Origin of the sequence: Curtobacterium sp. MCBD17_021 (assembly GCF_003234525.1) — a bacterium.
In the GTDB taxonomy this organism is placed as follows: Bacteria; Actinomycetota; Actinomycetes; order Actinomycetales; family Microbacteriaceae; genus Curtobacterium.
The window spans coordinates 145826-171357 of sequence record NZ_QKTS01000007.1 but is presented as its reverse complement, the minus strand read 5'-3'; the positions used below and the strand labels follow the sequence as shown (position 1 = coordinate 171357).

At 73.1% G+C, this 25532-nt stretch carries 20 protein-coding genes and 1 tRNA gene; 10 read left to right on the top strand and 11 right to left on the bottom strand.

The window, feature by feature from the left end:
* From DEI83_RS08760 to DEI83_RS08750, 3 genes are all read left to right on the top strand, one after another.
* Positions 1-1366, top strand: a 1366-nt coding sequence (locus DEI83_RS08760; RefSeq protein ID WP_309146586.1) for an FAD-binding oxidoreductase, incomplete at its 5' end; no start/stop codon positions are given.
* Positions 1363-2172: a creatininase family protein gene (locus tag DEI83_RS08755; protein WP_111081563.1), complete on the top strand. Its 810-nt coding sequence runs from the start codon at positions 1363-1365 to the stop codon at positions 2170-2172. The genes DEI83_RS08760 and DEI83_RS08755, both read left to right, overlap by 4 nt.
* Positions 2169-2786: a pyridoxamine 5'-phosphate oxidase family protein gene (locus DEI83_RS08750; RefSeq protein WP_220036768.1), complete on the top strand. Its 618-nt coding sequence runs from the start codon at positions 2169-2171 to the stop codon at positions 2784-2786. The genes DEI83_RS08755 and DEI83_RS08750 overlap by 4 nt, the downstream gene beginning before the upstream one ends.
* Positions 2787-2834: 48 nt before the next feature.
* Here DEI83_RS08750 and DEI83_RS08745 read toward each other — a convergent pair whose 3' ends face one another.
* The 4 genes from DEI83_RS08745 to DEI83_RS08730 all read right to left on the bottom strand — a co-directional run bounded on the left by DEI83_RS08745 (position 2835) and on the right by DEI83_RS08730 (position 6829).
* Positions 2835-4313: an aminotransferase class I/II-fold pyridoxal phosphate-dependent enzyme gene (locus DEI83_RS08745; protein WP_111081562.1), complete on the bottom strand. Its 1479-nt coding sequence runs from the start codon at positions 4311-4313 to the stop codon at positions 2835-2837.
* Positions 4314-4420: 107 nt separating this feature from the next.
* Positions 4421-4493: transfer RNA gene (locus tag DEI83_RS08740), tRNA-Arg, on the bottom strand.
* Positions 4494-4586: 93 nt separating this feature from the next.
* On the bottom strand, positions 4587-5372 hold the full coding sequence (locus tag DEI83_RS08735; protein WP_111081561.1) for a dienelactone hydrolase family protein: 786 nt from the start codon (positions 5370-5372) through the stop codon (positions 4587-4589).
* Positions 5373-5407: 35 nt separating this feature from the next.
* Complete coding sequence (locus DEI83_RS08730) at positions 5408-6829, bottom strand: glucose-6-phosphate dehydrogenase (RefSeq protein ID WP_111081588.1); 1422 nt, start codon at positions 6827-6829, stop codon at positions 5408-5410.
* A gap of 103 nt (positions 6830-6932) precedes the next feature.
* On the opposite strand from DEI83_RS08730, the gene DEI83_RS08725 reads away from it, so the two are divergent.
* The 7 genes from DEI83_RS08725 (at position 6933) to DEI83_RS16125 (ending at position 15495) form a co-directional block, all read left to right on the top strand.
* Positions 6933-8147 (top strand): Gfo/Idh/MocA family protein, encoded by a 1215-nt coding sequence (locus tag DEI83_RS08725; RefSeq protein ID WP_111081560.1) that lies wholly within the window; start codon positions 6933-6935, stop codon positions 8145-8147.
* Positions 8144-9067 (top strand): sugar phosphate isomerase/epimerase, encoded by a 924-nt coding sequence (locus DEI83_RS08720; protein ID WP_111081559.1) that lies wholly within the window; start codon positions 8144-8146, stop codon positions 9065-9067. Before DEI83_RS08725 ends, DEI83_RS08720 begins: the two co-directional genes overlap by 4 nt.
* A gap of 69 nt (positions 9068-9136) precedes the next feature.
* On the top strand, positions 9137-9646 hold the full coding sequence (locus tag DEI83_RS16225) for a thiamine pyrophosphate-binding protein (RefSeq protein WP_258371131.1): 510 nt from the start codon (positions 9137-9139) through the stop codon (positions 9644-9646).
* Positions 9592-10950, top strand: a complete 1359-nt coding sequence (locus tag DEI83_RS08715; RefSeq protein WP_375334657.1) for a thiamine pyrophosphate-dependent enzyme — start codon at positions 9592-9594, stop codon at positions 10948-10950. The genes DEI83_RS16225 and DEI83_RS08715 overlap by 55 nt, the downstream gene beginning before the upstream one ends.
* A gap of 152 nt (positions 10951-11102) precedes the next feature.
* Positions 11103-13487, top strand: coding sequence for a bifunctional UDP-sugar hydrolase/5'-nucleotidase (locus tag DEI83_RS08710; protein WP_111081558.1), 2385 nt, complete (start codon positions 11103-11105; stop codon positions 13485-13487).
* 312 nt (positions 13488-13799) lie between these two features.
* On the top strand, positions 13800-14603 hold the full coding sequence (locus DEI83_RS08705) for a trimeric intracellular cation channel family protein (RefSeq protein ID WP_111081587.1): 804 nt from the start codon (positions 13800-13802) through the stop codon (positions 14601-14603).
* 253 nt (positions 14604-14856) lie between these two features.
* Positions 14857-15495, top strand: coding sequence for a TetR/AcrR family transcriptional regulator (locus DEI83_RS16125; protein ID WP_111081557.1), 639 nt, complete (start codon positions 14857-14859; stop codon positions 15493-15495).
* On the opposite strand, the gene DEI83_RS08695 is transcribed toward DEI83_RS16125, so the two are convergent.
* From DEI83_RS08695 to DEI83_RS08665, 7 genes are all read right to left on the bottom strand, one after another.
* The gene (locus DEI83_RS08695; RefSeq protein ID WP_111081556.1) at positions 15479-17824 is read right to left on the bottom strand and encodes a DUF3488 and transglutaminase-like domain-containing protein; all 2346 of its coding nucleotides are present in this window, start codon (positions 17822-17824) and stop codon (positions 15479-15481) included. The genes DEI83_RS16125 and DEI83_RS08695 overlap by 17 nt on opposite strands.
* Positions 17825-17855: 31 nt before the next feature.
* Complete coding sequence (locus DEI83_RS08690) at positions 17856-19190, bottom strand: DUF58 domain-containing protein (protein ID WP_111081555.1); 1335 nt, start codon at positions 19188-19190, stop codon at positions 17856-17858.
* The gene (locus DEI83_RS08685; RefSeq protein ID WP_258371130.1) at positions 19190-20182 is read right to left on the bottom strand and encodes a MoxR family ATPase; all 993 of its coding nucleotides are present in this window, start codon (positions 20180-20182) and stop codon (positions 19190-19192) included. The genes DEI83_RS08690 and DEI83_RS08685 overlap by 1 nt, the downstream gene beginning before the upstream one ends.
* Positions 20183-20336: 154 nt before the next feature.
* Positions 20337-21365, bottom strand: a complete 1029-nt coding sequence (locus tag DEI83_RS08680) for a glycosyl hydrolase family 18 protein (protein ID WP_111081554.1) — start codon at positions 21363-21365, stop codon at positions 20337-20339.
* 91 nt (positions 21366-21456) lie between these two features.
* Complete coding sequence (locus tag DEI83_RS08675; protein ID WP_258371129.1) at positions 21457-22323, bottom strand: phosphate ABC transporter ATP-binding protein; 867 nt, start codon at positions 22321-22323, stop codon at positions 21457-21459.
* Positions 22324-22373: 50 nt separating this feature from the next.
* Positions 22374-23390 (bottom strand): sortase, encoded by a 1017-nt coding sequence (locus tag DEI83_RS08670; protein WP_181431135.1) that lies wholly within the window; start codon positions 23388-23390, stop codon positions 22374-22376.
* 68 nt (positions 23391-23458) lie between these two features.
* Positions 23459-25516: an Ig-like domain repeat protein gene (locus DEI83_RS08665; RefSeq protein WP_111081552.1), complete on the bottom strand. Its 2058-nt coding sequence runs from the start codon at positions 25514-25516 to the stop codon at positions 23459-23461.
* Positions 25517-25532 lie beyond the last annotated feature (16 nt).

Below are 25532 nucleotides of genomic sequence, written 5' to 3'. Positions count from 1 at the left end.
CACCGCCCCCGTCCCGCCCGCCGCACTCGAGGCACTCCGCACCGAACTGGTCGACCTCCTCGGCGAGCGCGGGGTCAGCGCCGACGAACGGACGCGCACACGCGCCTCCGTCGACGAGGCGACCATGAGCCCGATCCTCAGCGAGCAGCTGCCGCTCGGGCTCGCGGACCTCGTCGCCTCCCCCGTGAGCGCCGACGAGATCGCCGCCACCCTGCAGGCCGCCGTCCGACACGGCGTCCCCGTGACCACCCGGGGGAAGGGCACCGGCAACTACGGCCAGGGGATCCCGCTGCACGGCGGCCTGGTGCTCGACACCTCCCGCGCCCGTGCCGTCGTCGAGGTCGGCGACGGCTGGATCACGGCCGAGGCCGGCACGTCGATGGTCGCCCTCGAACAGGCCGCCGCGGCCGCCGGGCAGCAGCTCTGGATGTACCCGTCCACCGCGCAGTCGACCATCGGCGGGTTCCTGTCGGGCGGTTCCGGGGGCACCGGGTCGATCGCGCACGGGTCGAACTGGCAGGGCTTCGTCACGGCGCTCGACATCGCGCTGCCCGGTGAGCCCGGCCTGCGCCACGTCGAGGGCGAGGAGGCGCAGCCGTTCGTGCACACGTACGGCACGGCCGGGGTCATCGCCCGCGCGACCGTCCGACTCGAACCGCTGCAGGACTGGCGGGCCCTGTACGCGTCGTTCCCGACGTTCGAGCAGGCGCTCGCAGCCGTGCGCACCCTCCGCGGACTGACCCCGGTGCCGCGTCTCGTCAGCGCCGACCGCACCGAGGTCGCCGCCACCCTGCCGACCGACGCCGCCATCGTCGCCGGCCGTGCCAGCCTCCGGGGCATCATCGACGCGGTCACGCTCGACGAGGCGCGCGACCTGATCGGCCTGGCCGGCGGCACGGTCGAGGACGTCCGCGAGGGACTGCAGCAGACCACGAAGGTGTCGATGCTGTCCTACAACCACCCGATCTGGTGGCTGAAGCGGAACACGCCCGACACCGAGTACTTCCACGTCGAGGTCGGCGGTGAGGCGCTCATCGACCGGATCGCGGAGGTCGAAGCCGTGTACCCCCGCGGCATGCTGCACATCGAGGCGGCGCACCTCGGTCCGATCGGCATGCTCACCGCGCCCTACACCGGCGCCGAGGACGTCTACGCCGGGTACCCGCTGCTCCGCGACCTCGGCGTCCGCGTGCACAGCCCGCACCAGTACTACGTCGACCACGGGGTGGAGGAGCTGCTCGCCCTCAAGCAGCGCACCGACCCGGACGGGCTGCTCAACCCCGGGCACGTCATCGACCCGTCGCTCGTGCACTCCGGTGGGTCGACAGCGTCCGCGCAGCCCGCCGTCCCCGGGTTCGGCAAGTGAGCGGCACGGTCGGCACGTCCACCGGCACCCGCAAGCTCGCCGAACTCTCCGGACCGGCCGTCGCCGCCGGTTTCACCGCCGACACGATCGTCGTCCAGCCGACCGGGGCCGTCGAGCACCACGGCCCACACCTGCCGCTGCTCACCGACTTCCTGCTCGCCGACCACATCGGCGGTGCCGCGGTCGAACGAGCGGCAGCGGAGGGACTCGACGTCTGGCAGCTCCCGACGCTCGCGTTCACGAAGTCCGACGAGCACAGCTGGGCACCGGGCACCGTCTGGCTCGACGCCGACACGATGTTCGACACCGTCGTGCAGATCGGTCGCGCAGTCGCCCTCACCGGGGCCGGCACGCTCGTGTTCGCGAACGGGCACGGCGGGAACGTGGCCCTGCTGCAGGTCGCCCTCCGCGAGATCCGGAAGCGCTCCGGGTTGAAGACGTTCCTCATGCCGACCCTGGCCCGCGTGCCGGGGCCGGACGGCGAGGACGCCGACGAACGCGGCCTCGGCATCCACGGCGGAGCGGCCGAGACGTCGATGATCCTGCACCTGCGCCCGGACCTGGTCGACATGCCGCTCGCCGACCGGTGGGTGCCGGACCACCTGGCGGACTTCGAGAAGATCGCGTTCAACGGCGGCCCGGTGTCGTTCGGCTGGTTGTCGGACGACTTCGGGCCGGCCGGGGTCGTCGGGGACGCGACCCGCGCCTCCCGGTCCTACGGCGCCGCGCTGTGGGAGCACTCCCTCGCCGAGGCGGTGGCCTCGCTGCACGAGATCGCCCGCTTCGACCCCGCCGGGCCGCGGTGACCACCCTGCCGGGACAGGCCGCGGCGACCGTCGACGGACCGCCGCCCGCGGATCCGCTCGTCCTCGCCGCGGCCTGGCTGCCGGCCGACGGATCGGCACCGGGGCCGACGATGACCCTGTCGACGATCGGGCTGGACGGCTACCCGTCCGCCCGCACCGTCCTGCTGTCCCGGTTCGACGGACAGCGCCTGCACTTCCACACCGACACCCGGAGCCGGAAGGCGGCTGAACTGGCGGCCGCTCCCCGGGCCTGCGTGACGATCGCCTGGCCGGACGCGGCGCGCCAGCTCGTCGTCACCGGCGACGTCGCGCCGGTCACCGACCGGGAGGCCCGGCTCGCCTACTCCGCGCGCTCCCGGTACCTGCAGGTGCTCGCCTGGGTGAACGACACCGACCTCGCGGCCGAGACCGCCGCGGCTCGCCGGCAGCGATGGGCGGCGTTCGACGCCGAGCGCGGCGAGCGCCCGCTCGAGCCGCCGACGACGTGGGGCGGGTACGCGGTGACCCCGCGGCGGATGCTGTTCTGGCGGGGCGCGACGGACGGGCCGAGCAACCGCCTCGCCTACGAGCGGCGGTCGGACGGGTCGTGGCGGCTCGAGGCGTGGCCGGGGTGAAGACCAGGCCGGGTGCGGTGCCGGGGGATCCCCCGGGCCTCCCGGCCGCTACCGGACGTCGCGCATCACGCGGATCGTGCCGAGGCTGCCGTCGGTCGGGTCCGGCAGGACCATGCCGGCCTCGAGCCCGCTCCGCAGGTAGTCGACCACCTCGGCGGTCAGCCGCTCCCCCGGCACGTACGCGGGGATGCCGGGCGGGTAGGGCGTCGCCTGTTCCGCCGCGATGCGTCCCACCGCCTCCGCTGCCGGGACGGACTCGGCGGGGGCGAAGAACGCCTCGCGCGGCGTGACCACCGACTCGAGCAGGATGCCCGAGCGGTCCGGCAGCCGTACCGGAGGGTCCTGGTCGAGTCCGGGTGCCGCGGCGGCGAGGGCCTCGAGCGCGTCGACGAGCCGGTCGGTGGTGAAGTCGTCGTCGGCGACCGAGATGTCGATCCCGAGGTGCCGGTGGTCGGACAGCCCCAGATCGATCTGGTGGTGCTGCCGGATCCAGTCGAGGGCGTGGTACCCGGTGATCCCGAGCGGCTGGATGTCGAGCAGCATGCGCATCGGGTCGAGCTCGTGTGACGCCTCGGCGTGCAGCAGCTCGTCGTGCAGCACGCTGATCCCGTCGATGCCGTCGATGCGGTCCCGGGTGCGGTCCGCGAGTTCGATCGCACGCGCGATCCGCTCGGCACCGTCCTGCACCATGTGTCGCCGCCACCCGTCCATCGCGGCGTAGACGAGCACGTCCGGGCTGGTCGTCATGAGCATGTCCGCGCAGGCCCACAGGTGGTCGTGGTCGACCAGGTCACCACGCACGTGCAACACCGAGCCCTGCTCGAACCCGAGCCCCATCTTGTGCACACTCGTGACGCAGACGTCCGCGCCCGCGCTCATCGCCCAGGTGGGCAGCTGGTCGGAGAACGGCAGGTGCGCACCCCACGCCTCGTCGACGATGAGGGGCTTGCCGCGCTCGTGGCAGACCGCGGCGATGCCCTCGATGTCGGCGCACGTCCCGTACGGCGTCGGGCTGACGACGACCGCGGCAGCCGCGTCGGGGTGGGCGTCCCACACCGCGGCGTAGTCCTCGGCCGACGGCGGGTGCGAGATGCCCTGGTCGGCGTCGACCCGCGGTTCCACCCAGTACGGCTGGAGCCCGGAGAACACCAGTCCCGCCGTGACCGACTTGTGGGCGTCGCGACCCATCAGGATGCCCCCCTCGATGCCCGCGACCGAGAGCATCGCCGCCTTCACGGACAGGGAGCTCCCGCACGTCGAGAAGAAGACGCGGTCCGCTCTCACGGCGTCGGCCATCAGGGCCTCGGCGCGCGCGAGGTACCCGTTCGACGACGTCCGGTCGTCGAGGCCGCCGCTCGCGAGCACATCGTTCCGGAACGGGTCCGCGCCGAGCACCGACAGGGTCTCGGTGTCCACGCCACGACCCTGGCGGTGCCCGGGCGGCGAGAAGCTGTACCGGTTCACCGCGTGGTGGTCCCGCAGGGCGTCGAGGAACGGGGCGACGGTCTGGTCGAGGTCTTCGGGCATGCTCCCCGTCTAGCCCGGTCGCCGTGGGGGTCGATCCAGTGTCACTCGGGGAGGACGACGAAGGCCCCGGAGATGATCTCCGGGGCCTTCGTCGTGGTGCAGTACTGTGCGCTCGAAGGGACTCGAACCCCCAACCTTCTGATCCGTAGTCAGATGCTCTATCCATTGAGCTACGAGCGCGTGGCCCTTGCGAGCCGTGGAAGACTCTACAACAGCTCCGGTCGCAGCGCCAATCGAGCAGCCCCCACCCTCGTGCTCGGCGTGTCGTCGCGATCAGGAGACCGTGAGCTCCTCGTCGAACACCTCGGCCAGGAACACCTGCAGCGCCCGCCACGACCGGCGGTCCGCACGCTCCTGGTACTGCGCGCCGTGGTCGGGGGCATCGGTGCCGGGCACCGCGAAGGCGTGCATCGCGTCGGCGTAGGTGACGACCTGCCAGTCGACCTCGGGCGCACCGCGCATCTCGTCCTGCCAGGCGTGCACGGCCTCGTCCGGGACGACGGGGTCGGACCCGCCGGTGAGCACGAGGAGCTTCGCGCGGACCTCGTGCGCGTCCGAGGGGTCGTGCGTGATGAGCCCGCCGTGGAACGACACCGCCCCGGCCAGCGCGGCACCGGTGCGGGCGAGTTCCAGGGCGCCGGTACCGCCGAAGCAGTAGCCCATCACGACGACCCGCGAGGCGTCGACGTCGGGGTCCTCGAGCAGTCGGTCCAGGCCCGCGAGCAGGCGCGCACGGAAGAGCGCGTTGTCGCCGTAGAACCGGCCGGCCACCTCGGCCGCGGTGTCGTCGGCGGGGCGGACGCCAGCGCCGTAGACGTCCGCGCCGAAGGCGACGTAGCCGAGTCGGGCGAGCATCGTCACCCGCGCCTCGACGTGTTCGTTCACCCCGTGCCAGTCATGCACGACGAGCACGGCGGGGCGCGGTCCGGCGACGGCGGCGTCCTTCGCGAGCACGCCCTGCAGGGGCGCGTCCTCGTGGACGTAGTCGACGCGCTCGACGCGGATGTCGGCGCCGGCGGGTTCGGGGACGGTGGAGAGGACGTCATCGATGGTGGTCACGTCTCCCGACGCTACGCCGAGCCCGGCACCGGACCTCAGCTGTCGACGTTGTCCCAGTCGTCCGGTCCGCCCGAGCCCGCGGCGTACTCGTCGAGCGGCACGTCCCCGGCCCGCCAGGCGGCGAGGAACGGCTCCACGACCTTCCACCCCTGCACGGCGCTGTCCCCGCGGACCGACAGCGTCGCGTCCCCTTCCAGGACACCGGCGAGCACCTCGCCGTAGGCACTGAGGCGGCCGGGGTTGAACGTCGTCGTCAGCGCGGTGTGGTCCACCGTGTACGGGTCGCCCGGGCCGTTCACGTTGAGCTCGAGCTGCATCTCGTCGGGAGCGATCCAGATGCAGAGCCGGTCCGGCAGCACCGCTCCGGTCAGCCCGTTCGGCACGTGCGGCGAGTCCTTGAACGTGATGAGGATCTCGCGGCGCTGCTTGCCGAGCGCCTTCCCCGACCGCAGGGTGAACGGCACCCCGGCCCAGCGCCAGTTTGCGATCTCGAGCGTCAGCTGTGCCAGGGTCTCGGTGCCGAGCGACGGGTCCACGCCCTCCTCGTCGGCGTAGGACGGCATCGACCGGTCCCCCACCGCCCCGGCCGTGTACCGCGCGCGCCTGCCCGCGGTGAGCGGGTCACCGCCCCACGGACGGACGGCACGGAGCACGAGTTCCTTCTGCGTGCGCAGGTCCTCGGCGTCGATGGACGCGGGGGCCTCCATCGCGACGACCGCCATGACCTGGAGCAGGTGGCTCTGGATCATGTCGACCAGGGCGCCGGCCTTGTCGTAGTAGCGGGCACGGCCCTCCAGTCCGAGGGTCTCGTCGTAGACGATGTCGACGCGCGCGACGTGCTGGGACGACAGCAGCGGCTCGATGATCCGGTTGGCGAACCGCAGGCCGAGCAGGTTGAGCACCGTGGACCGGCCGAGGAAGTGGTCGACCCGGTGGATCCGTGACTCCGGCAGGAACGAGTGCAGCAGGTCGTTGAGGTGTTCGGCGCTCTCGGCGTCGGTGCCGAACGGCTTCTCGAGGGCGAGACGGGTGTGCGCCGGCAGCTCGAGGTGCGCCAGCTGCTCGCAGCTCTTCTCGGTGACGGCGGGCGGCAGCGCGAAGTAGATCGCGGGGTCGTGCCGGCAGTCGCGGAGCAGCGTCCGCAGGTCGTCGGCGTCCGTCACGTCGGCCTTGCGGTAGGACGACGCGTCGACGACGGCCTGGAGGCGCGGGGACAGCCTGCTCTCACCGGTCGCGCCCTCGTCCTCCTCGTTCTTCGACGCCTGCGCGTCCTCGAAGGCCTCGTGCACGAGGTGCTTCCAGTCCGCGTCGGACAGGTCCTCGACCCCGGCGCCGACGAGCTGGATCTCCCAGTCCTCCTTCACCTCGAGGAGGGTCGCGAGGCCGGGCAGCAGCAGGCGCTTGGACAGGTCGCCGCTGGCTCCGAGGATGAGCAGTGTGGTCTGGAGGCTCGCCATGCCCCAGACCGTACTCACCGGTTCCCGAGCACGGCCGGGTCCCGCCGGTACGGTGGTGACGGTGCCGACGCGCGGGAGCGTCGGGACGGCGCGAGGGAGCACCATGTCGACAGAGGGCAACGTCCACGCACCCGGGACGGACCAGCAGTTCGCCGGTCCACCGCGGGTCGAGCCGCGGAGCGCACGACTGCGGGTCGCCGTGATCGGGACCGGGATGATCGCCGCCGTGCACGTGCGGGCGGCGCGGGCGGCCGGTGCCGACGTCGTAGGAGTGCTCGGCCGCACACACCGCCGGTCGGTCCAGGTCGCCGAGCAGCTCGGGGTCGAACGCGGGTACGAGGACCTCGACGCCGTGATCGCCGACCGGCCGGACGTCGTGCACGTCTGCACGCCCAACGACCAGCACCACCCCCAGGCCCTCGCCGTCATCCGCGCCGGGATCAACGTCGTGTGCGAGAAGCCCCTCGCGGTCTCCGCCGAGCAGGCCGACGAACTCGAGCGTGCGGCGATCGAGGCCGGGGTCGTCGCGACCGTGCCGTTCGTCTACCGCTACCACCCGATCGTCCGCGAGATCCGCTCGCGCATCGCCGACGGCGCCCTCGGCCGGGTCCTCGCCGTGCACGGGCACTACCTGCAGGACTGGATGCTCGACTCGGACGCGTCCTCGTGGCGGGTCGACTCCGGTGCGGGCGGTTCCTCGCGTGCCTTCGCGGACATCGGGTCGCACTGGTGCGACCTGGTCGAGTTCGTGACGGGTGAGCCGTTCGCCTCGGTCAGCGCGGTGACGGACATCGTCTACCCGACGCGGCCCGCAGCCTCCGGTCCGTCGTTCTCGGGCACGCCGGACCCCGACCCGATCGCCGACGCCGCCGAACGCGCCGAGGTCACGACCGAGGACACCGCGGTCGCGACCTTCCGGACCGGCAGCGGACGCATCGGCAACGTCGTCATCTCGCAGGTCTCGGCCGGCCGGAAGAACCGGCTGTGGTTCGAGGTGGACGGCACCCTCGGGTCGGCCGCGTTCGACCAGGAGCAGCCCGAGTCCGCCTGGTTCGGCAACGAGACCGGGGCGCAGATCGTCGTCCGCGACCCGTCGCAGGGGTCCCCCGACCAGCGCCGCCTGGCGGTCGTGCCGTCCGGACACCCGCAGGGTTACGTCGACGCCTTCGCCGCGTTCGTCGCGGACACGTACACCGCCGTCACTTCGGGGACCGCTCCGGAGGGTCTGCCGACCTTCGCGGACGGTGCCCGGTCGGCGCGCGTCATCGACACCGTGGTCGCCAGCGCCGGCGACCACGCCTGGAGGGAGATCCGATGAAGCTGGGGATGCTGACGGCCTGCCTGCCGGGGTGGGAGCTCGGCCGGATCGCGGAGTTCGCGAGCGCGGAGGGCTACGAGCGGCTCGAGGTCGCCGTCTGGCCCGGCACCGGCGGCCGCGACTTCGAGGCCGCGCACCTGCCCGTCGCGACCTTCACGGACGACGACGCCGCGGCCACCCGGGAGCTGCTCGACCGCACCGGCCTCGAGATCAGCGCCCTGGCCTACTACGAGAACAACCTGCACCAGGACCCGGACCGCCGTGCCGCCGTCAGGGAACACCTGTTCCATGCGGTCGACGCCGCCCAGCTGCTCGGCGTGCCGTACGTCGGCACGTTCATCGGCCGCGACACGACGAAGTCGGTGCGCGAGAACATGCGCCTCGGTGACCAGGTGCTGCCGGAACTGGTCGACTACGCCGGCGAACGCGGCGTCCGGCTCATCATCGAGAACTGCGTGATGGAGGGCTGGCACCCGGACGGCTACCCCGGCAACATCGCGTACTCCCCCGAGCTCTGGGACTGGGTCACCGGACTCGGCTTCGGGCTGAACTGGGACCCCTCGCACCTGACCTGGATCGGCATCGACCCGGTCGAGACGATCCTGCCGTTCGCCGAGCACATCGTGCACGCGCAGGCGAAGGACGTCGAGCTCTTCCCCGAGCAGCGCAACCGGTACGGCTTCTTCGGCAAGGTCGACAAGGGCGAGGACCCGTGGGAGATGGGCTGGTGGCGCTTCCGGGTACCCGGCCGCGGGATCGTCGACTGGCCGCACGTGGTCGACCGGCTGTACGAGGCCGGCTTCACGGGCACGCTGTCCGTCGAGCACGAGGACCCGCTGTGGGGTGGCACGGACGTGAAGGTCCTCGAAGGCCTCCGGATCGCCCACCGGACACTCCGGCCGCTCATCGCCGCCGAGTAGCGGCCGACGCCGCCGGTCGGGAGGCCCGGCGCTGAGAACGCGTGGACCCGCCGCGAGCACCCTGGGGGCATGAGCCAGAACGTCAGTGAATTCGTCCTCGACCGCATCCAGGCGTGGGGCGTCACACGTGTGTACGGGTACCCCGGGGACGGCATCGGCGAGTTCGACGGCGCACTCGGCAAGGCCGACGGCAAGGGCGAGGGCGTCGAGTACATCCGCCCCACGCACGAGGAGATCGCCGCGCTCATGGCGACCGCACACGCCAAGTTCACCGGCGAGGTCGGCGTCTGCATCGCGACCTCGAGCCCCGGGGCGTTCCACATGCTCAACGGGCTGTACGACGCCCAGATGGACAACCAGCCGGTCGTCGCGATCGTCGGGCAGCAGGGCCTCGCCGCGGTCGGCACCTTCACCCAGCAGGAGTCGAACCTCGAGCGGTGTTCGCGGACGTCGCCTGCTACGTGGAGACCATCGCCACCCCGGACTCGGCGGGCGTCATCGTGGACACCGCCTTCCGCACCGCGATGCTCCGGAAGCAGCCCGCCGTCATCGTGCTCCCGCACGACGTGCAGGCGATGAAGTGGTCGGAGCCCGGCGCCGAGCACTGGGTCTCCCGGTCGAGCGACGTCCCCGCGTCGACCCGCATCACCCCACCGGCCGAGGACGTCCGGAAGATGGCGGAGATCATCAACGCCGGGAAGAAGGTGACCTTCCTGGTCGGCGCCGGAGCCCGGGGCGCGACGGACCAGGTGCTCGCCGCCGCCGAGAAGGCGGGAGCCGGCATCATCACCGCGCTGCGCGGCAAGGACGTCGTCCCCTCCGACGTGCCGTTCCACACGCAGCAGGTCGGGCTGCTCGGCTCCCGTCCGAGCCTGACCCAGATCAAGGAGTGCGACACGATCGTGCTCCTGGGCACGAACTACCCCTACGGCGAGTACCTGCCGGAGGTCGGGCAGGCGCGCGGCATCCAGGTCGACATCAAGCCGGAGCAGCTCGGCCTGCGCTACCCGAACGAACTCAACATGTGGGGTGACGTCGGGGCCACGCTCGACGCCGTGCTCCCGCTGCTCGAGCAGAAGACGGACCTGGGCTGGCAGGAGCAGCTCGCCGGCGAGATGCGCGAGTGGGAAGCCGAGATGGGCCGCCAGGCCGAGGTGTCCTACAGCGACGGGGTCAACCCGCGCCGGGTCATCCACGCGGTGAACGAGCGGCTGCCCGAGGGCGTCACGGTGACCTGCGACGCGGGCACCACCGCCGACTGGTACGGCCACCACATCCGCCTGCGGCGCGGGATGCGCGGGGACATGTCCGGACGCCTCGCCACGATGCTCGCCGCCATGCCCTACGCCGTCGCGGCGAAGTTCGCGTTCCCGGACCGCGCCGCGGTGTGCACGATCGGCGACGGCGCGTTCCAGATGCTCGGCATGAACGAGCTCATCACCGTGAAGAAGTACCTGCACCGCTGGCAGGACAAGCAGCTGGTCATCGTGGTCATGCACAACGACGACCTCGGGCAGGTCTCGTGGGAGATGCGGACCGAGGACGGCAACCCGATGTGGCGCGGCTCGCAGGACGTCGAGACGATGGACTACGCCGGGTACGCCGAGCTCCTGGGCTTCCAGGGGATCGCCGTGCACAGCGACGACGAGGTCGACGCGGCCGTCGAGCGGGCCTTCGCGCACCAGGGCGTGACCCTCATCGACGCCTACGTCAGCCGGAGTGTGCCACCGCTGCCGCCGCACATCACGGCCGAGTACGCCATGAACACGGCGAAGAGCCTGCTCAAGGGCGACCCGGTCGAGCTCGACGTCGTGAAGGACTCCGCGAAGGCGATGGCCGCCGAGGTCGTCGAGCGGGCGAAGGGCGCGCTCGGACGGGACTGACGGCTCGCCACGGGGGCGAGCGTTTCACGGAGTTGAACACCGTGTGACGCGCTCGCCCCGGGTCTGGCGTGTCGCCTGTGCGTGCTCGTAGGTTCTGGAGGTCGTGTCCCCCGCCCGGGGGCAGAACCACCACACCAGGAGTCCTCACACCGATGAGCCCGTCCCACACCCCCGCGCCCACCACCAGGCGGAGGCACGGCATCGTCGCCGGCACCGCCCTCGCCACAGCCGGCGTCCTCGTCGCGCTCGGCGCCCCGGCCACCGCGGCCGGAGCACCCGTCACCGGCACCGCCGTCGGCGACACGACGATCGACATCCTCGACGTCAACGACTTCCACGGCCGCATCGAGTCGGAGGGCACGACGGCCGACAAGGCCGCCGGCGCCGCGAAGCTCGCCGCGGTCGTGCAGGCGCAGCGCGAAGCCAACCCGAACACGATCTTCGCGAGCGTCGGCGACAACGTCGGCGCCTCGACGTTCACCTCCTTCGTGCAGCAGGACGACCCGACCATCGACGTGCTCGACCAGATGCGTCTCGACGTCAGCGCGATCGGGAACCACGAGCTCGACAAGGGCCAGGACGACCTGACCGGACGGATCGAGGACCGTGCGGACTGGCCGTACATCTCCGCGAACATCGTGAAGCAGGGCACCACCGAGCCCGCCTTCACCCCGTGGTCCATCGTCGAGAAGGGCGGTGTCAAGGTCGGCTTCATCGGCGCGACCACCGAGGCGCTCATCCCCGGCCTCGTCAGCCCTGGCGGTGTCGAGGGTCTCGCGATGGCACCGATCGTCAGCTCGGTCAACCGGTACGCCGACGCACTCACCGACGGCGACGAGGCGAACGGCGAGGCCGACGTCCTCGTCCTGCTCGTGCACGAGGGTGCCACGACCGGAGCCCTCACCGACGCGACCGGCAGCGGTGCGTTCGGGCAGATCACCGGTGGAGTGTCCTCGAAGGTCTCCGCGATCGTCTCCGCACACACCCACGCGACGTACAACCACTCGATCCCGGGCCCCGACGGCACCCCTCGTCCGGTGATCCAGGCGGGCTCCTACGGCGTCTCCTACGGCCACCTCCGCATGACGGTCGCCGCCGACGGCACGCTCACCGGCATCACCTCCTCGGTCAAGCCGGTCAACACCGACCCGGCCGCGCCGGCGGACACGACCTCGGTCACCGCGGTCGCGAAGACCGTCGCGGACGCCAAGGCGATCGCCGACGTCAAGGGCAAGGAGCAGCTCGGCACCATCACCGGCGACCTGCGGCGCGCGCTGCAGTCCGACGGCAAGACCGAGAACCGCGGCGGCGAGTCCACGCTCGGCAACAACATCGCAGAGGTCCAGCGCTGGGCGACCGAGCGCCAGGGCTCCCAGGTCGCGTTCATGAACCCGGGCGGCCTCCGCACCGACCTCGTGTACGCGTCGAGCGGTGCCGGGGACCCCGACGGCAGCGTCTCTTACAAGGAAGCCGCCCTCGTGCAGCCGTTCGCGAACACCCTCGTCACCGAGGACATGACCGGGCAGCAGATCAAGGACGCGCTCGAACAGCAGTGGCAACCGGACGGTCTCGAGCGTCCGTTCCTCAAGCTCGGTGTCTCGGCGGGCTTCGCCTACACGTACGACCCCGCGAAGGGCCGCGGGGAGCGCATCACCGGCATGACCCTCGACGGCGAGCCGATCGCCCTCGACGACACCCTCAAGGTCACGGTCAACTCGTTCCTGTCGACGGGCGGCGACAACTTCGCCGCCTTCGCAGCCGGCACGGACAAGGCCGACTCCGGCCAGGTCGACCTGCAGGCCCAGGCGGACTACTTCGCGGCGCACGACGCCGTCGAGCCGCCGATGGACCAGCGTGCGGTCGGTGTCACCACGACGCCGGAGCCCGAGGGCGGCTTCCAGCCCGGCGACGAGGTGACCGTCGACCTGTCGTCGCTGGTCTTCAGCAACGCCGGGGACCAGAGCGGCACGGTCTCCGTGTCGGCCGGCGGGACGGAGCTCGCGTCCGCCCCGATCGACACCACGGTGGTCGACAAGACCGACGAGCAGGGCCGCGCCTCGCTCACCTTCACCGTCCCGGAGCCCGGCGCGGCGACCCCGGGTGAGCCCGCCGAGCGGGCCGCGGATGCCCGCCTGGCGGCCGCCGCGGTCGAGACCTCGGACGAGCCGCTCGTGGTCGAGCTGCCGAACGGGCAGCAGATCACGCTCGCCGTCACCGTTCCGGTGCTCGTCGCGCCGGCGCCCGGCGAGGAGCCGGTGCCGGCTCCGGGCACCGACCCGACGGACCCGGCCGACCCGGCCGACCCGACGGACCCGACCGTGCCCGGTGCGACCGACCCGGACGGCGGGCTCGTCGCGGTCCCGATCGCCGGTGGCGGCTTCGACGACGCCGATGGTGGGCCCCTGGCCTACACGGGTGCCGAGATCGCCGGACCGGCCCTCGCCGCGGCACTCCTGCTCCTCGCAGGGGTCACCGCGCTGGTGCTGGTCCGTCGGAAGCGGGCCGCGCGCGAGGCGACGGTCCGCGCGGACGGCTGACGGGCCTCCCGGCCACGCCGCTCGACACGGACGGGCCCTCCCACCGCACCGGTGGGAGGGCCCGTCCGTGTCCGCGGCCGGGAGGCGCGCCCCACGGCCGTCCCCGGACCGGACGGGTCGACCGGGGTCGGTTTCCGCAGCGCGCCGCGGTACGCTGCTCCCGTCGCGACTCGCGATGCATCGCGCCGGGTCACCGGACGGTGGTTCCGCCCGTCGAGACCCCGCGGTGCGGGTGTCCTCCGCCTCCAGGGAAACGGCGGAGGACACCCCCTCCCACATCCGGTGCCCTCGAGGTGCGGTTGGATGGTCCCCATGAACCTGCTGACCGTCGACGGGCTGGCGGCCGTGACGAACGTGCTCGACCTCGCCGGGGTCTTCGCGTCCGCCCTGCTCGGCGGGTCGATCGCGCGGACCATGGACTTCGACCTGTTCGGGTTCCTCGTCGTCGGGTTCGTGTCGGGACTCGGGGGCGGTCTGCTCCGCGACGTGCTGCTGCAGAACGGACCGCCCGTCGCCCTGACCGACCCGCTGTACCTGCCGGTCGCCGTCGCCGGCGCGCTCGTGGCGTTCTTCGTGTCGTTCTCCGAACGCACCTGGGACCGCCTGTTCACCGTGCTCGACGCCGCCGTCATCGGGTTCTGGGCGGTCGTCGGCGTGCAGCGCACCTTCGACGCCGGGCTCGAGTGGCCCGCCGCGATCATCATGGGCACCGTGACCGCGGTCGGCGGCGGGGCCATGCGCGACATGCTGCTCCGCCGGGTGCCGGCCGTGTTCGGCGGGAACGCGCTCTACGCCACCGTCGCGGTCGCCGCCTCGGCCGTGATGGTGATCGCGTCGTACCTCGGCTCGCCCTCGATCGGGATCCTCGTCGCGATCCTGCTCTCGCTCGTGCTGCGCTGGGGAGCGGTCCGACGCGGCTGGGGTCTGCCGAACGGCCGCAACTGGCAGCCGCAGTCACAGCTCGCGTCCCTGCTGCGCCGCGGGCGCGGTCGGGGCCGCAGACTCGTCCGCCCCGAGGCCGTCCGGCTGCTCCGCCGCCCGGGTCGCCGTGCCGGAGCGGGCAGCGTGCACACCGACCCGGAGACGCCACATCCCGCGGACCCCGACCAGGGCTGACACCGCGACTGGGATCGGCGACCGACCCGTCGTACACTCGAGACCGCCGGGTATCGACCCGGCCGCACCCTCACGGACGTCGGACCGACGTGACCCGAAGACGGCGGTCTCGCCCGTGACGTGCGGGCACGAGGGGCCACCGCACCGCGCGAGGTCAGGCGCACGGCGCGGCTCCCCCGGCCCGCAGGCGCACCGCCACCACCACCGGCAGCGCCGACCGCCCCGCACCAGCAGAGTCCCGGAACAGGATCCGATGGCCGACGCAACCGCTCCGGGAACACCCGGACCACGCTCCGACCGAGCGACCTCGGTCCCGCGCACACCCCGCTCCGAGGTCCGCGAGCGCCTGCTCACCGCCGGCGCCCGCGTGTTCGCCGAGCAGGGCGTGCACGAGGCCCGGCTCGACGACGTCGCCGCCGCCGCCGGCTTCAGCAAGGGCGCCGTCTACTCCAACTTCTCATCGAAGGAGGACCTCGTCGCCCACGTCATGCAGCGGGCCACGAACCTCGTGCTCCGGTCGCTGCAGGAACTCGTCCGGGTCGACATCGAGGCCGTGGACGTCGGCGACGCCGTCCGTGCGGCGTTCGGTCGGCACGACCAGAGCGCCCAGTTCGCCCTGCTGTCCGAGCTGCGGGGCTACGCGATCCGGCACCCCGAGTTCATGCCCGAGTTCGTCCGGCAGCGCCGGCACCTGCACGACGGCGTCCGCGAGCTCGTGCGTCGGTGGTTCGCCGCGCACCCGGACGTCGAGCCCGGCATGCCGCTCGACACCTTCGCGGCGCTGCTCGTCGCGGCGAACTCCGGGATCGTGTTCGACGCGCCCGCGCTCGACGGCGTGGACCCGGGCGACGCCGTCGCCGCCATGGTCGAGGCGGTCATCCGGCCGAGGTGACCGGCCGTCCGTGCGACCACGCCGACGACGGCAGCAGGCTCGGCGGGAGCAGTCGTGCACGCACCAGCCGCCGGCGGGAGACCGACGCGTCGGACGCGGAACGGGCCTCCCGGAGCGCCGTCAGGAGCGTCTGCGGGTCGACCGCGCCGCCCGCCGCGTAGCGCTCGCGGTCGACCGCGTCGACGACGGTCTGCAGGTGCGGCAGCACCGACGGCGGCACCGTCGTGCGGAGCCGTCCGAGCACCGCGCGCGCCGTCCGGGCGGCGGCCGCGGCGTCACCGGGTGGTGCCGCGGCCGGGGCGAACCCGTGGTCGGCGAGGTCGTCCAGGAGTTCCCGCCAGGCCGTCACCGCCGGGTCGCGACCGGCCGCCACCGCGGCGGTGCGTCGGTGCCGACGGAACGCCCGCAGCACGCCGGGGGTGACGAGGAGCACCAGCGCGAGGAGCACCCCGACGAGCCCGCCCCAGGCCGTGGAGGCGCCCCCACCGCCCGTCCCGCCGGCCGCGTCCGCACCCGCGGACGCGCTCGGCTCGGCGCTCGGCGACGCCGTGGGAGCGGTCGTCTCACCCGGAGCGGGCAGGGGCGTCTCGGAGGGCACCGCCGAGGGGGTCGAGGTCGGGGTCGAGTCCGCCTGTGCTGCGCCGTCGGACTCCGGTGTCGGCTCGAACGACACCCAACCCGCGCCGCGGATGTACAGCTCCGGCCACGAGTGCAGCTGCCGGTTCGACACCGTGTACTGGCCGTCCTCCCGTGCCGCACCGGCGCGGTAACCCACGGCGACGCGGGACGGGATGCCGAGGGTACGGGCCATCACGGCCATGGCCGAGGCGAAGTGCACGCAGTAGCCCGAGCGCTCGCGCAGGAAGGTCGCGACGACGTCCATGCTGTCACCGTCGTAGCCCCGCTCGACGGGTGCCGTCTCGGAGTAGGTGAACAGGCCGCTGCGGAACCAGGACTCGAGGGCGCGCGCCCGCTCGTAGTCGGACGCCGTGCCGCCCTCGACGCGGGCGGCGGTGTCGCCGATGACGGCGGGCAGGTCGTCCGGCAACGCGGTGTCGATCCGGAGCTGCTCCGCCGACGGGGTCCGGAAACCGCGCCCGTCCGCCTGGGCGAGCCGGCCGGAGGCGGCCACCGCGTCGAGGTAGGCGTTCGCCGAGACCGAGGCGCCGTACGCCTCGTACGTCGCACCCCGAGCGGTCGCCGGGCCCGTGGACCGCACGGTGTTCGTGTCCCCGGACCAGCGCCACTGCCCGAGGTCGAGGTTCGTCGACTTCGACTCGATCGACATCGCGCCGGCCGGCAGCGGCAGGTAGTTGCTCGACAGACCGGTGATCTGCACCGTCACGTCGGCGCGACCCGCCAGGCGCGGGTTCACGCCGACCACCCACCGCGACTGGTCGGCGGTGTCGGCGGTGCTCGCGTCGGTCACCGTCGGGACCCAGTCCCCCGAGCCGAACTCGTCCAGGTCCGCGAGCTTGAGGTACTGCGGCCGCCCGTCGGCCGAGCGGTACCGGAACACCTCGAGCTCGCTCGGCCGGCGGAGGTCCTGCCCGAGTTCGAGCAGCGTGCCCGGACGGCCCGGCTGGATCGGGGACCGCACCGACCCCGTGACGCCGGAGAGCCACCCGGAGTCGAGGGGGACGAGTGCCGGCAACCCGACCGCGACGACGAGTCCCATCACGCCCACCACGGCGGCAGGCAGCACCCGCTGCACCGGGCGGACCGAGGTCCAGAGCAGCGCGAGGAAGGCCACCGCGGTGAGGACCACGAGCCACGCCGCCGGTGCCTCACCGGTGATGACGCCCGGCACGAGCAGGATCACGAGCGCGGGCACGGCCGCGAGCGCCGCCGTCGGGGCGATCGCAGCGAGGAACAGCGACGCCCCCGCGACCCAGGCGATCGCCACGGTCACGACCAGGCGGATCGCGTCGGTCTGCGGCAACGGCGCGGGGTTGAGCCGGATCGCCGCCAGCGTCTGCCCGAGCGCACCGTCCCGGTCGAGCCACCCGAGCGGTGCCGAGTCGTTGAGGAGCGCGACCGCGCACGAGCCGAGGACGAGCGCGCCGACGAGGGCGGCGAACCGGACACCGCGGGGGCGGGAGCGGACGGCGAGCACGACGGCGACGAGCACCGCCACGACGACGACGCCGGACACCCACCACGAGATGCCCTGCAGCAGCGGTCGCATCGCGAGGGCCGCGATGAGCACGGGCACGGGGGCCAGGGCGACGACCCGGGCGTCCGGGCCGTCGTGCCGGCGGTCGTCCCGGTCGAGGACCTGTCGGACGTCGACCCGCGGTCGTGGTCGACTCGGGGTGGTGGCGGTCATCGGCGGCGTCCGTCCGCGGTCGTGACGGCGGTCACCGGGCGTGCCCCACCGTCGAGCTGCCCGGCACGGGGACGACGAGGACGCGCCACCCGGCTCGGTCGAGGATGCCGCGCACGGCCGGGTCCGGCGGGACGACCGTGACGAGCACGCCTCGGCTGGACCCGTTCGTGGCGGAGACGAGTTCCGCGGCCTGCTCGGGGGTGCAGCGACCGGTGACGACGGCCGTCATGCCGTGCACGTCCCGCCCGCGCACGCCGTGCAGCACGTCGGTCACGGCGCGGGCTCCGCTGCGCACGTGCACGTCCGCGAGCCCGACGAGGACCTCGGACAGGCCGCCGGCGTCGCCGCTGTGACGCACGTCGCCGCCCGGCTCGTCCGTCACGAGGGCGACACGTGAGGTCCGCGCGGACAGCGCCCTGGCGACGCTGGCGGCCACCACGACGGCGTGCTCGAAGGCCTGGTCGCCGCCGAGGTCGGACAGCTCCGCCAGGTCGTCGCGGCCGAGCTGCTGGTACGCCTCGCGCCGGACGTCGAGCGCGACGACGGCCTCCGGCGGCTGCGCCTGGGTGGTCTGGCGGACGTGCAGACCGCCACGCTTCGCGCTCTGCCCCCAGTGCACGCGGCGGATCGGGTCGCCGGGTCGGTACGGACGCAGTTCGCTGTCGTCGGCGGAGCCGCCCTGCCCGACCCGGCCCTCGTCGGCGGACACGGCCCCGGCGAGCGCACCGGTGTCGAGCGCGGCGAGCGGGACGGACCCGGGGACGACGACGACCTCCTCGGCGGACACGACCGGCCGGTCGACGCGGAGCAGCCCGAACGGGTCCTCGACCCGGACCGTCACGGGGCCGACGAGGCCGCGCCCGCGGGAGATCGCGAGCGCCTCGACGTCGAGCACGGCCGGCGGCGACGCCGGTCCGACCGCCAGCAGCGACGTCGGCTCGGCGGTGCTGACGAACAGGTCGTCGAGCTGCTCCCGGACGAGCAGCGTCGACCGCGGCGCGAACCGCATGGCGGAGCCGCGCAGGGTCACCCGTTCGCGGTAGACCTCGCCGACCTGCACGACGGCGCGCGGCGCGGACCGGGAGGCCCGGAGCGGCGCCGCCACGGCCAGTGCGGTGACGACGCCGAGCACGACGAGGACGACGAGCAGCAGACCGGCGGTCACGGCGACGCTCATCGACGTGACGAGGCCGGCAGCGACGAGGCCGATCCCGGCCACGAGGACCGTCCAGCCGCGGGGCGTCGGGCGTGGGAAGGGCGTCCGTCGCAGCATCCCGAGACCCCGCCGGCCGTAGCGGGACACCACGGACCGTGCGGCGCCGGTGCGTCGCGCGAGCCGCCCGGCGTCGGGCCGCTGGTCCGCCATCAGGACCGGACGGGCGTGGCGGTGAAGGGCACCGCGGTGTCGGCGACGATCCGGACCACGATCTCACGGGCGGTGTCCTCCGCCGAGCCGCCGAGGCCGCGGGCGACCGGGACGAGCCGGTGCGCGAGGACGATCGGCGCGAGGGCGGCGACGTCGTCGGGCGTGACGAACGGGCGACCGGCGAGGGCCGCGTACGCGCGTGCGGCCTGCGCCAGGTGCAGGGTGGCACGGGGGCTGGCGCCGAGGAGCAGGTCGGGGTGCGTCCGGGTGACGCGGACGATCTCGACGATGTACGCCTCGACGTCGGCGGCGATGTGCACCGTGCGGACGGCGGCGATCATCGAGCGCAGGGTGTCCACGTCGACGACCGGGCGGAGGTCGCTCAGCGGGTCGTGTCGACCGCGGGCGGACAGCATCCGCCGTTCCGCCTCGGGGCTCGGGTAGCCCATCGCGATGCGCGCCATGAACCGGTCGCGCTGGGCCTCCGGCAGCGGGTACGTGCCCTCCATGTCCACCGGGTTCTGCGTCGCGACGATCATGAACGGGGACTCGAGCGGTCGGGTGACGCCGTCGACGGTGACCTGCGACTCGGCCATCGCCTCGAGGAGCGCCGACTGGGTCTTCGGGCTGGTGCGGTTGATCTCGTCGCCGATCACGACGTTCGCGAAGACCGGACCGGGTGAGAACCGGAAGGTGCCGGACGACTGGTCGTAGATGTTCACCCCGGTCACGTCCGACGGGAGCATGTCGGAGGTGAACTGGATGCGGTTCACCGAGCCCCCGACCGAGGCGCCGAGCGCCTTCGCGAGGACCGTCTTGCCGACGCCGGGGACGTCCTCGACGAGCAGGTGGCCCTCGGCGAGCATGACGGTCAGCGCCGTGCGGATCGCCTCGGGCTTGCCGTCCACCACGGTCGCGACCGACGAGACGATGGCCGCCCCGGCGTCCTGGATCCGGTCGATCGGGACGGTCTGGTGGGTCAGCTCCGGCACGCAGGTCTCCTCGCCGCTGGGTCGATGTCCGGCGATGCTACATCGACGCGGTGACAGCGACCGGAGGATGCGTCACCGAACGCGCGGTGCGGACGGGAGACCCGATCGGTCGGGCGACGCGGTACCGGTGCGCATCCACGCTCCGCGGCCGGGGTCAGTCAGCGGGCAGGGGCGACAGGTTGAGCGACCAGAGGGCGACGCCGTGGACGCCGAGTTCCCGTGCGAGGTCCCGCCGGACCTCGTAGGAGCGGGCGTCGGACCAGTGCAGTGCGCGGCCGTCGTCGAGCGTCGCCGACCACTCCCCCGTCCGGTCCGACCACTCCGCGCCGTCACCGGCCAGACGTGCAGCCGCCGCCGCGGGGATCGGTGCGGCGTCCGAACCGGCACCCCATGCGTACCCGTACCCCGCGACGCCGACGTCGATCCGCTCGGCCGGGACCCCGCCGCCGACCGCGGTCCGCACCGCTTCCTGCGCCCAGGACAGCGCGCCGATCGTGCCGGGGCCTCCCCACGGCCCGTGCTGGTCGTAGGTCATGAGCACGACGCGGTCGAGGTGCTCGGCGAGCCGGTCGAGGTCGTAGCCCCGGTCCCGGTACTCCGCCGGGTCCGTCGACGACGTCATCGCGATCGACACCTCGGCGCGGTCGCCGAGCCGGTCGTGCACGGCCGCGCGCAGTTCCCGCGCGAAGGCGACGAGGCCGTCGCGGTCCTGGTCGCGCATCGACTCGAGGTCGATCTGCACGCCGTCCGTCCCGAGTTCCGCGGCGAGGTCGACGAGCTGCCCGACGACGCGCTCGCGGTTCGCCACCGACGACAGCAGTGCCGTGGCCCCCTCGGGCGAGAAGTCCCCGACCGCCGACGAGTAGTTGCTGAAGAGCACCTCGGTCGTGGCCCCGGCGTCCGCAGCGACGCCCACGAGGTCGCCGAGTCCGTCGGGCGTCTCGAGCAGGTGCGTCCCGTCGTCCGACAGCGCCGCGCCGTCGACGCCGATCACCGTGGCGCCGCGGTCGACGGCGGTCCGCACCCGCTCGGCCGCTCCGCGACCGGGCTCGACGTACCCCTCGACGGCGCTGCCGTCCCCACCGCCGACGGCGCTGCGGTCCGCAGGGCCGCCGGCGCTGCAGCCGGACAGCAGGAGGGCGGCGACCGCCACGGTCGTCGCTGCCGTCGTCACCCGTCGCATCACCCGCTCACCGTAACGGACCGGTCGGGCAGGACGGGCCTCCCGGTCGTCGCCGTCCGTCGACCGACGTCGCCGTGGCGGTGCCGCTCGACTACCCGAAGCGGCCGTTGACGTAGTCGGCGGTCCGCGGGTCGCGCGGGGTGCCGAACATCGCCTCGGTCGGGCCGTGCTCCACGATCGCGCCGGGGGTGCCGGCCTCGGCGAGGAAGAAGGCGCACCGGTCGGAGACGCGCTGTGCCTGCTGCATGTTGTGGGTGACGATCACGACGGTGACGTCCTGTGCGAGCTCGGTGATGGTCTGCTCGATGCGACGCGTCGACGTGGGGTCGAGCGCGGAGCACGGCTCGTCCATGAGGAGCACGCGCGGCCGGACCGCCAGCGACCGGGCGATGCAGAGGCGCTGCTGCTGGCCGCCGGAGAGCCCGCCACCGGCCTGTCGGAGGCGGTCCTTGACCTCGTTCCAGAGCCCGGCCTTCGTGAGGGTCTCCTCGACCAGGTCGGCCTTCCCGCTCTTGTCGAGCTTGACCCCCGTGAGCGCGAGGCCGGCGAGGACGTTGTCCGCGATGCTCATGGCGGGGAAGGGGTTCGGCTTCTGGAACACCATGCCGATCTGGCGGCGGGCCTCGGTGATCCGACGCGAGGCGTCGTAGATGTCGACGTCGTCGAGCAGGACCTCGCCGGCCAGCGACGCGCTCGGGACGAGTTCGTGCATCCGGTTCAGGGTGCGGAGGAAGGTGCTCTTGCCGCAGCCCGAGGGGCCGATGAGCGCGGTGACCTGGCCGGCGGGCATCGTCAGCGAGACGCGGTCGAGCACCTTGTGGTCACCGAACCAGGCGGACACCTCGCAGGCGTCGAGGGTCGCCGGGGTGGCGGTCGGGATCAGCTCGGTGGGGGCGGCTGCGGCGTCGGGTGTGAACCAGCTGTCGAACTCGTCGACCATGGTGGCGGTGTCGGTCATGGGGGCCTTTCCGGTCATCGGTGGGCGTGCGGTCGCGGGAGGTCGGCCGGTCACATCAGGTTGGGGAGCAGGAGCGTGAGCTGGGACGCCGCGAACAACCCGACGGCGAGCACCACCGGGACGGCCACGACGACCGTCTGCCGGCGGCCCCACAGACGCATGCCGACGGTGAAGAGCGCGACCATCGCGGCCAGCACGCCGAGCCCGAGCACCACGAACGGCCAGACCGTCCCGTCGCCGGCCATCGTGAGCTCGCGCGGCTCGAGGCTGGAGTAGCCGAAGGCCGGGGTGGGCGTCGGCACCGGGTCGGAGACCAGTTCCGCGTCGACACGGACCACGGTGTCCGGCAGGAACGGCAGGCCTGCACCGGAGACGAGGGTGAGCCGGCCGTCGCCGACCGCCATCGGTGCGGGTACCGGGTCACCGGTCCGTCGGACGTCGGTCACGCGGTACCGTGCGGTGCCCTGGCCGGTGGTGGCGGTGAGGGTGTCGCCCCGGCGGAGCTCGGCGATCTTCCCGAAGGGGCCGCCGTAGGCCGTCTGTCGTCCGTACACCACGCTCGCCCCGGCCTGCCCGGGGAGCGGGGTGTCCCGTCGGTGACCGGGTCCGGAGCGGGTGACGTCCGACGTGGTGCCCTGCAGGACCACGGACCGCAGGCCGATCGCGGGCACGCGGAGGATCGCGACCGGGGTGCCGTCGGCGACGAGGCGGCCGTCCGGTCCGGTCTGTCCCACGGGTGCGGTCGCGTTGGCGAGCTGGAACCGGTACGCATCGAGCGCGAGCTGCTGGTCACGCACGTACGAGACCTGCGAGACCGCGATGAACTGGAGCGCGAACCCCACCAGGAGCAGGCCGACCACGACCACGGCGGAGCCGCCGAAGCGCCACCGCTCGGGCTGACCGAGCACCGGGAGGGCGCGTGCCGCAGGCCCGACGGGCTCGTGCGACCAGCCGCTGGTCGGGCGGCGGACCACCGGGCGGCGCACCGTGGAGCGTCGGGACGTCAGTCGGCGCAGGACGGGCCGTCGTCGGTCCGGCCGGTCCTGCCGGGAGGGGGTGCTGGTCATCGTGTCGTCCATCGCAGGTGGTGGGAGGGGCCCGGCCGGCCGTCGTGCGGCCGGCCGGGCAGGGGGTGTTACTTGGTGACCTTGAGCGTCGCGGCCTTGTCCGCGCCGTTCCAGGTGGTGCTGCCGCTGTAGGAGACGGTCAGCTTGTGGGTGCCTGCCTTGAGCTTCGGCAGGGTGACCGTCACGCGGCCGTCCTTGCTCGAGACGGTGCCGGAGGCGAGCTTCTTGCTGCCCTCCTTGACGGTGACCGTGCCGGTCGGGACCGAGCCGGTGCCGGTGACCCGGACGGCGACCTTCGCCTTGGCCGACGCCTTGACCGACTTGATCGCGCTCACCGTGACGGTGGGCGCACCCTTGGCGGCCTTCACGGTGCCGGTGGTGTTCGTCGCGACCGCGCCGGACCCGCTCGCCGTGTAGGTCGTGGTGAACTTGTAGGAGACGGCCTTCGGCACGAACGAGATCGTCGCGGTGCCGGCAGCGGGGACCTTGGCGGTGCCGAGGGTCTCCTTGCCGTTCTTGAGGGTGACGGTGCCACCGGACGGGCCGGCACCGGTGACCTTGACCGTGACCTTGGCGGTCTTGCCGACGGTCAGCTTCGGCACCGAGACGGACACGGCGGTGGCGGGGGCGACCGCCACGGTCGCCGGGGCCGAGGTGCTGGAGGCGACACCGGCCAGCGACGGGACGAACTGCGCGGTGAGCGACGCCGAGCCGACGGGCAGGGTGATCGGCGCGGTGCCGCTGGTGGCGCCGCGCGCGATCGTGCCCGTGCCGACGACCGCGTTCCCCTTGAAGACCTTGACCGTGCCGCCACCGGCGCCGAACGAGTCGACCGAGACCGATGCGGTGACGGCCTTGCCCGCCGTCGCCGTCGCCGGGACGGAGAGCTTCGTGGTGCTCGGCGACGCGGTGATCGAGCGCAGCTGGTCGTAGCCGCACGTGGTCGCCGGCGTGGTGGCGGGCTCGGGCAGGAAGCCGTAGGCCGCGATGGTCGCGGTCTGCTTGCAGACGAGCGAGTCCTTGCCGACGAAGGTCTTCGCGATGGCGCTCGTCGGGTCGTCCGCCAGGCGCGAGGGCACGATGTTGTAGACGTCGCGGACGAAGCCGGCGTACGCGGGGTTGGTCGCGTAGGACGTGCCGCTGCCCGTGGTGGCCGGGGCCTGCTTGCCGTCGACGACGCTCAGCGGCGCGAGCACCACGCCGTGGCGACGGTCCTTCACGGTGCCGACGCCGTTCGCCTGCGCGACCCACTGGCTGACCGAGAACGGCGCGACCGCGAGCGTGGAGCCGGAGGTGCTGTCGACGATCGCCTGGCCGTTGTGCTCCTCGATCGGCTGGCCGTCGACCGTGTCGGACACGAACGGGCTCGTCGAGGTGAAGCCGGACGCGTCGGTGAGGCCGAGCTTGCCGAGGAAGTAGCTGCGGGTGCCCGAGCCGAACTTCGGCAGGAGCGGCTTGATCTTCGCGGCCGTGGTGCCGTCGGGGCCGGTCGCGGCCGAGCCGACCGAGTTGTACGACCCGTCGGCGTTGAAGTACGCGTGGGTGACGTCGCCGCGGTACACGTTCCACAGCGTCGGGGCGGTCTTGGCCTGGGTGCCGTCGCCGACGAAGAAGGGGACCTTCGCGAGCTGGCTGCCCGGGGCGTAGGCCACGTCGACGGCGTCGCGAGCGAACGGGACGTAGGCGACGACGCCGTCGGACGCGGTGCTGGACGGGCCGCTCGAGGAACGGGCGAAGTCGAGCTGGCCGACGACCGAGGAGTCGACCGTCGTGCTCGTGCCGTCGGCGAGCGCGACGCCGGACTTGCTGGCGATCGCACCGATCGCGACGAGGAGCGCGTCGCGACCGGCACCGGAGCCGGACACGCGCGGGATCGCCTTGCCCCCGGGACGGGTGACCACCGACGGACCGGCGTTGGCCGCGTCGTACGACGCGAGCTGCCCGCCACCGACGGCCGTCGCGACGCCGTTCATGACGTCCTGCGTGGTGTCCGAACCGAGTCCGACGAGGGTGCCGAACGAGTTGCCGACCGGGTCCGCCTGGGCGGCCGGCACGGCGAGGGCACCGACGATCAGGGCGGTCGCCCCGAACGTGACGCCGATCTTGCAGAAGGTGTTCGCCTTCATGGCTGGTGGTTCCTTT

What these genes read in the sequence shown, in the direction of transcription:
- DEI83_RS08745 (WP_111081562.1), bottom strand. Translation starts at nt 4,313, where the DNA reads ATGCCCGAAGACCTCGACCAGACCGTCGCCCCGTTCCTCGACGCCCTG.
- DEI83_RS08730 (WP_111081588.1), bottom strand. Translation starts at nt 6,829, where the DNA reads ATGGCGAGCCTCCAGACCACACTGCTCATCCTCGGAGCCAGCGGCGAC.
- DEI83_RS08725 (WP_111081560.1), top strand. Translation starts at nt 6,933, where the DNA reads ATGTCGACAGAGGGCAACGTCCACGCACCCGGGACGGACCAGCAGTTC.
- DEI83_RS08720 (WP_111081559.1), top strand. Translation starts at nt 8,144, where the DNA reads ATGAAGCTGGGGATGCTGACGGCCTGCCTGCCGGGGTGGGAGCTCGGC.
- DEI83_RS16225 (WP_258371131.1), top strand. Translation starts at nt 9,137, where the DNA reads ATGAGCCAGAACGTCAGTGAATTCGTCCTCGACCGCATCCAGGCGTGG.
- DEI83_RS08715 (WP_375334657.1), top strand. Translation starts at nt 9,592, where the DNA reads ATGCTCCGGAAGCAGCCCGCCGTCATCGTGCTCCCGCACGACGTGCAG.
- DEI83_RS08710 (WP_111081558.1), top strand. Translation starts at nt 11,103, where the DNA reads ATGAGCCCGTCCCACACCCCCGCGCCCACCACCAGGCGGAGGCACGGC.
- DEI83_RS08705 (WP_111081587.1), top strand. Translation starts at nt 13,800, where the DNA reads ATGAACCTGCTGACCGTCGACGGGCTGGCGGCCGTGACGAACGTGCTC.
- DEI83_RS16125 (WP_111081557.1), top strand. Translation starts at nt 14,857, where the DNA reads ATGGCCGACGCAACCGCTCCGGGAACACCCGGACCACGCTCCGACCGA.
- DEI83_RS08695 (WP_111081556.1), bottom strand. Translation starts at nt 17,824, where the DNA reads ATGACCGCCACCACCCCGAGTCGACCACGACCGCGGGTCGACGTCCGA.
- DEI83_RS08690 (WP_111081555.1), bottom strand. Translation starts at nt 19,190, where the DNA reads ATGGCGGACCAGCGGCCCGACGCCGGGCGGCTCGCGCGACGCACCGGC.
- DEI83_RS08680 (WP_111081554.1), bottom strand. Translation starts at nt 21,365, where the DNA reads ATGCGACGGGTGACGACGGCAGCGACGACCGTGGCGGTCGCCGCCCTC.
- DEI83_RS08675 (WP_258371129.1), bottom strand. Translation starts at nt 22,323, where the DNA reads ATGACCGACACCGCCACCATGGTCGACGAGTTCGACAGCTGGTTCACA.
- DEI83_RS08670 (WP_181431135.1), bottom strand. Translation starts at nt 23,390, where the DNA reads ATGACCAGCACCCCCTCCCGGCAGGACCGGCCGGACCGACGACGGCCC.
- DEI83_RS08665 (WP_111081552.1), bottom strand. Translation starts at nt 25,516, where the DNA reads ATGAAGGCGAACACCTTCTGCAAGATCGGCGTCACGTTCGGGGCGACC.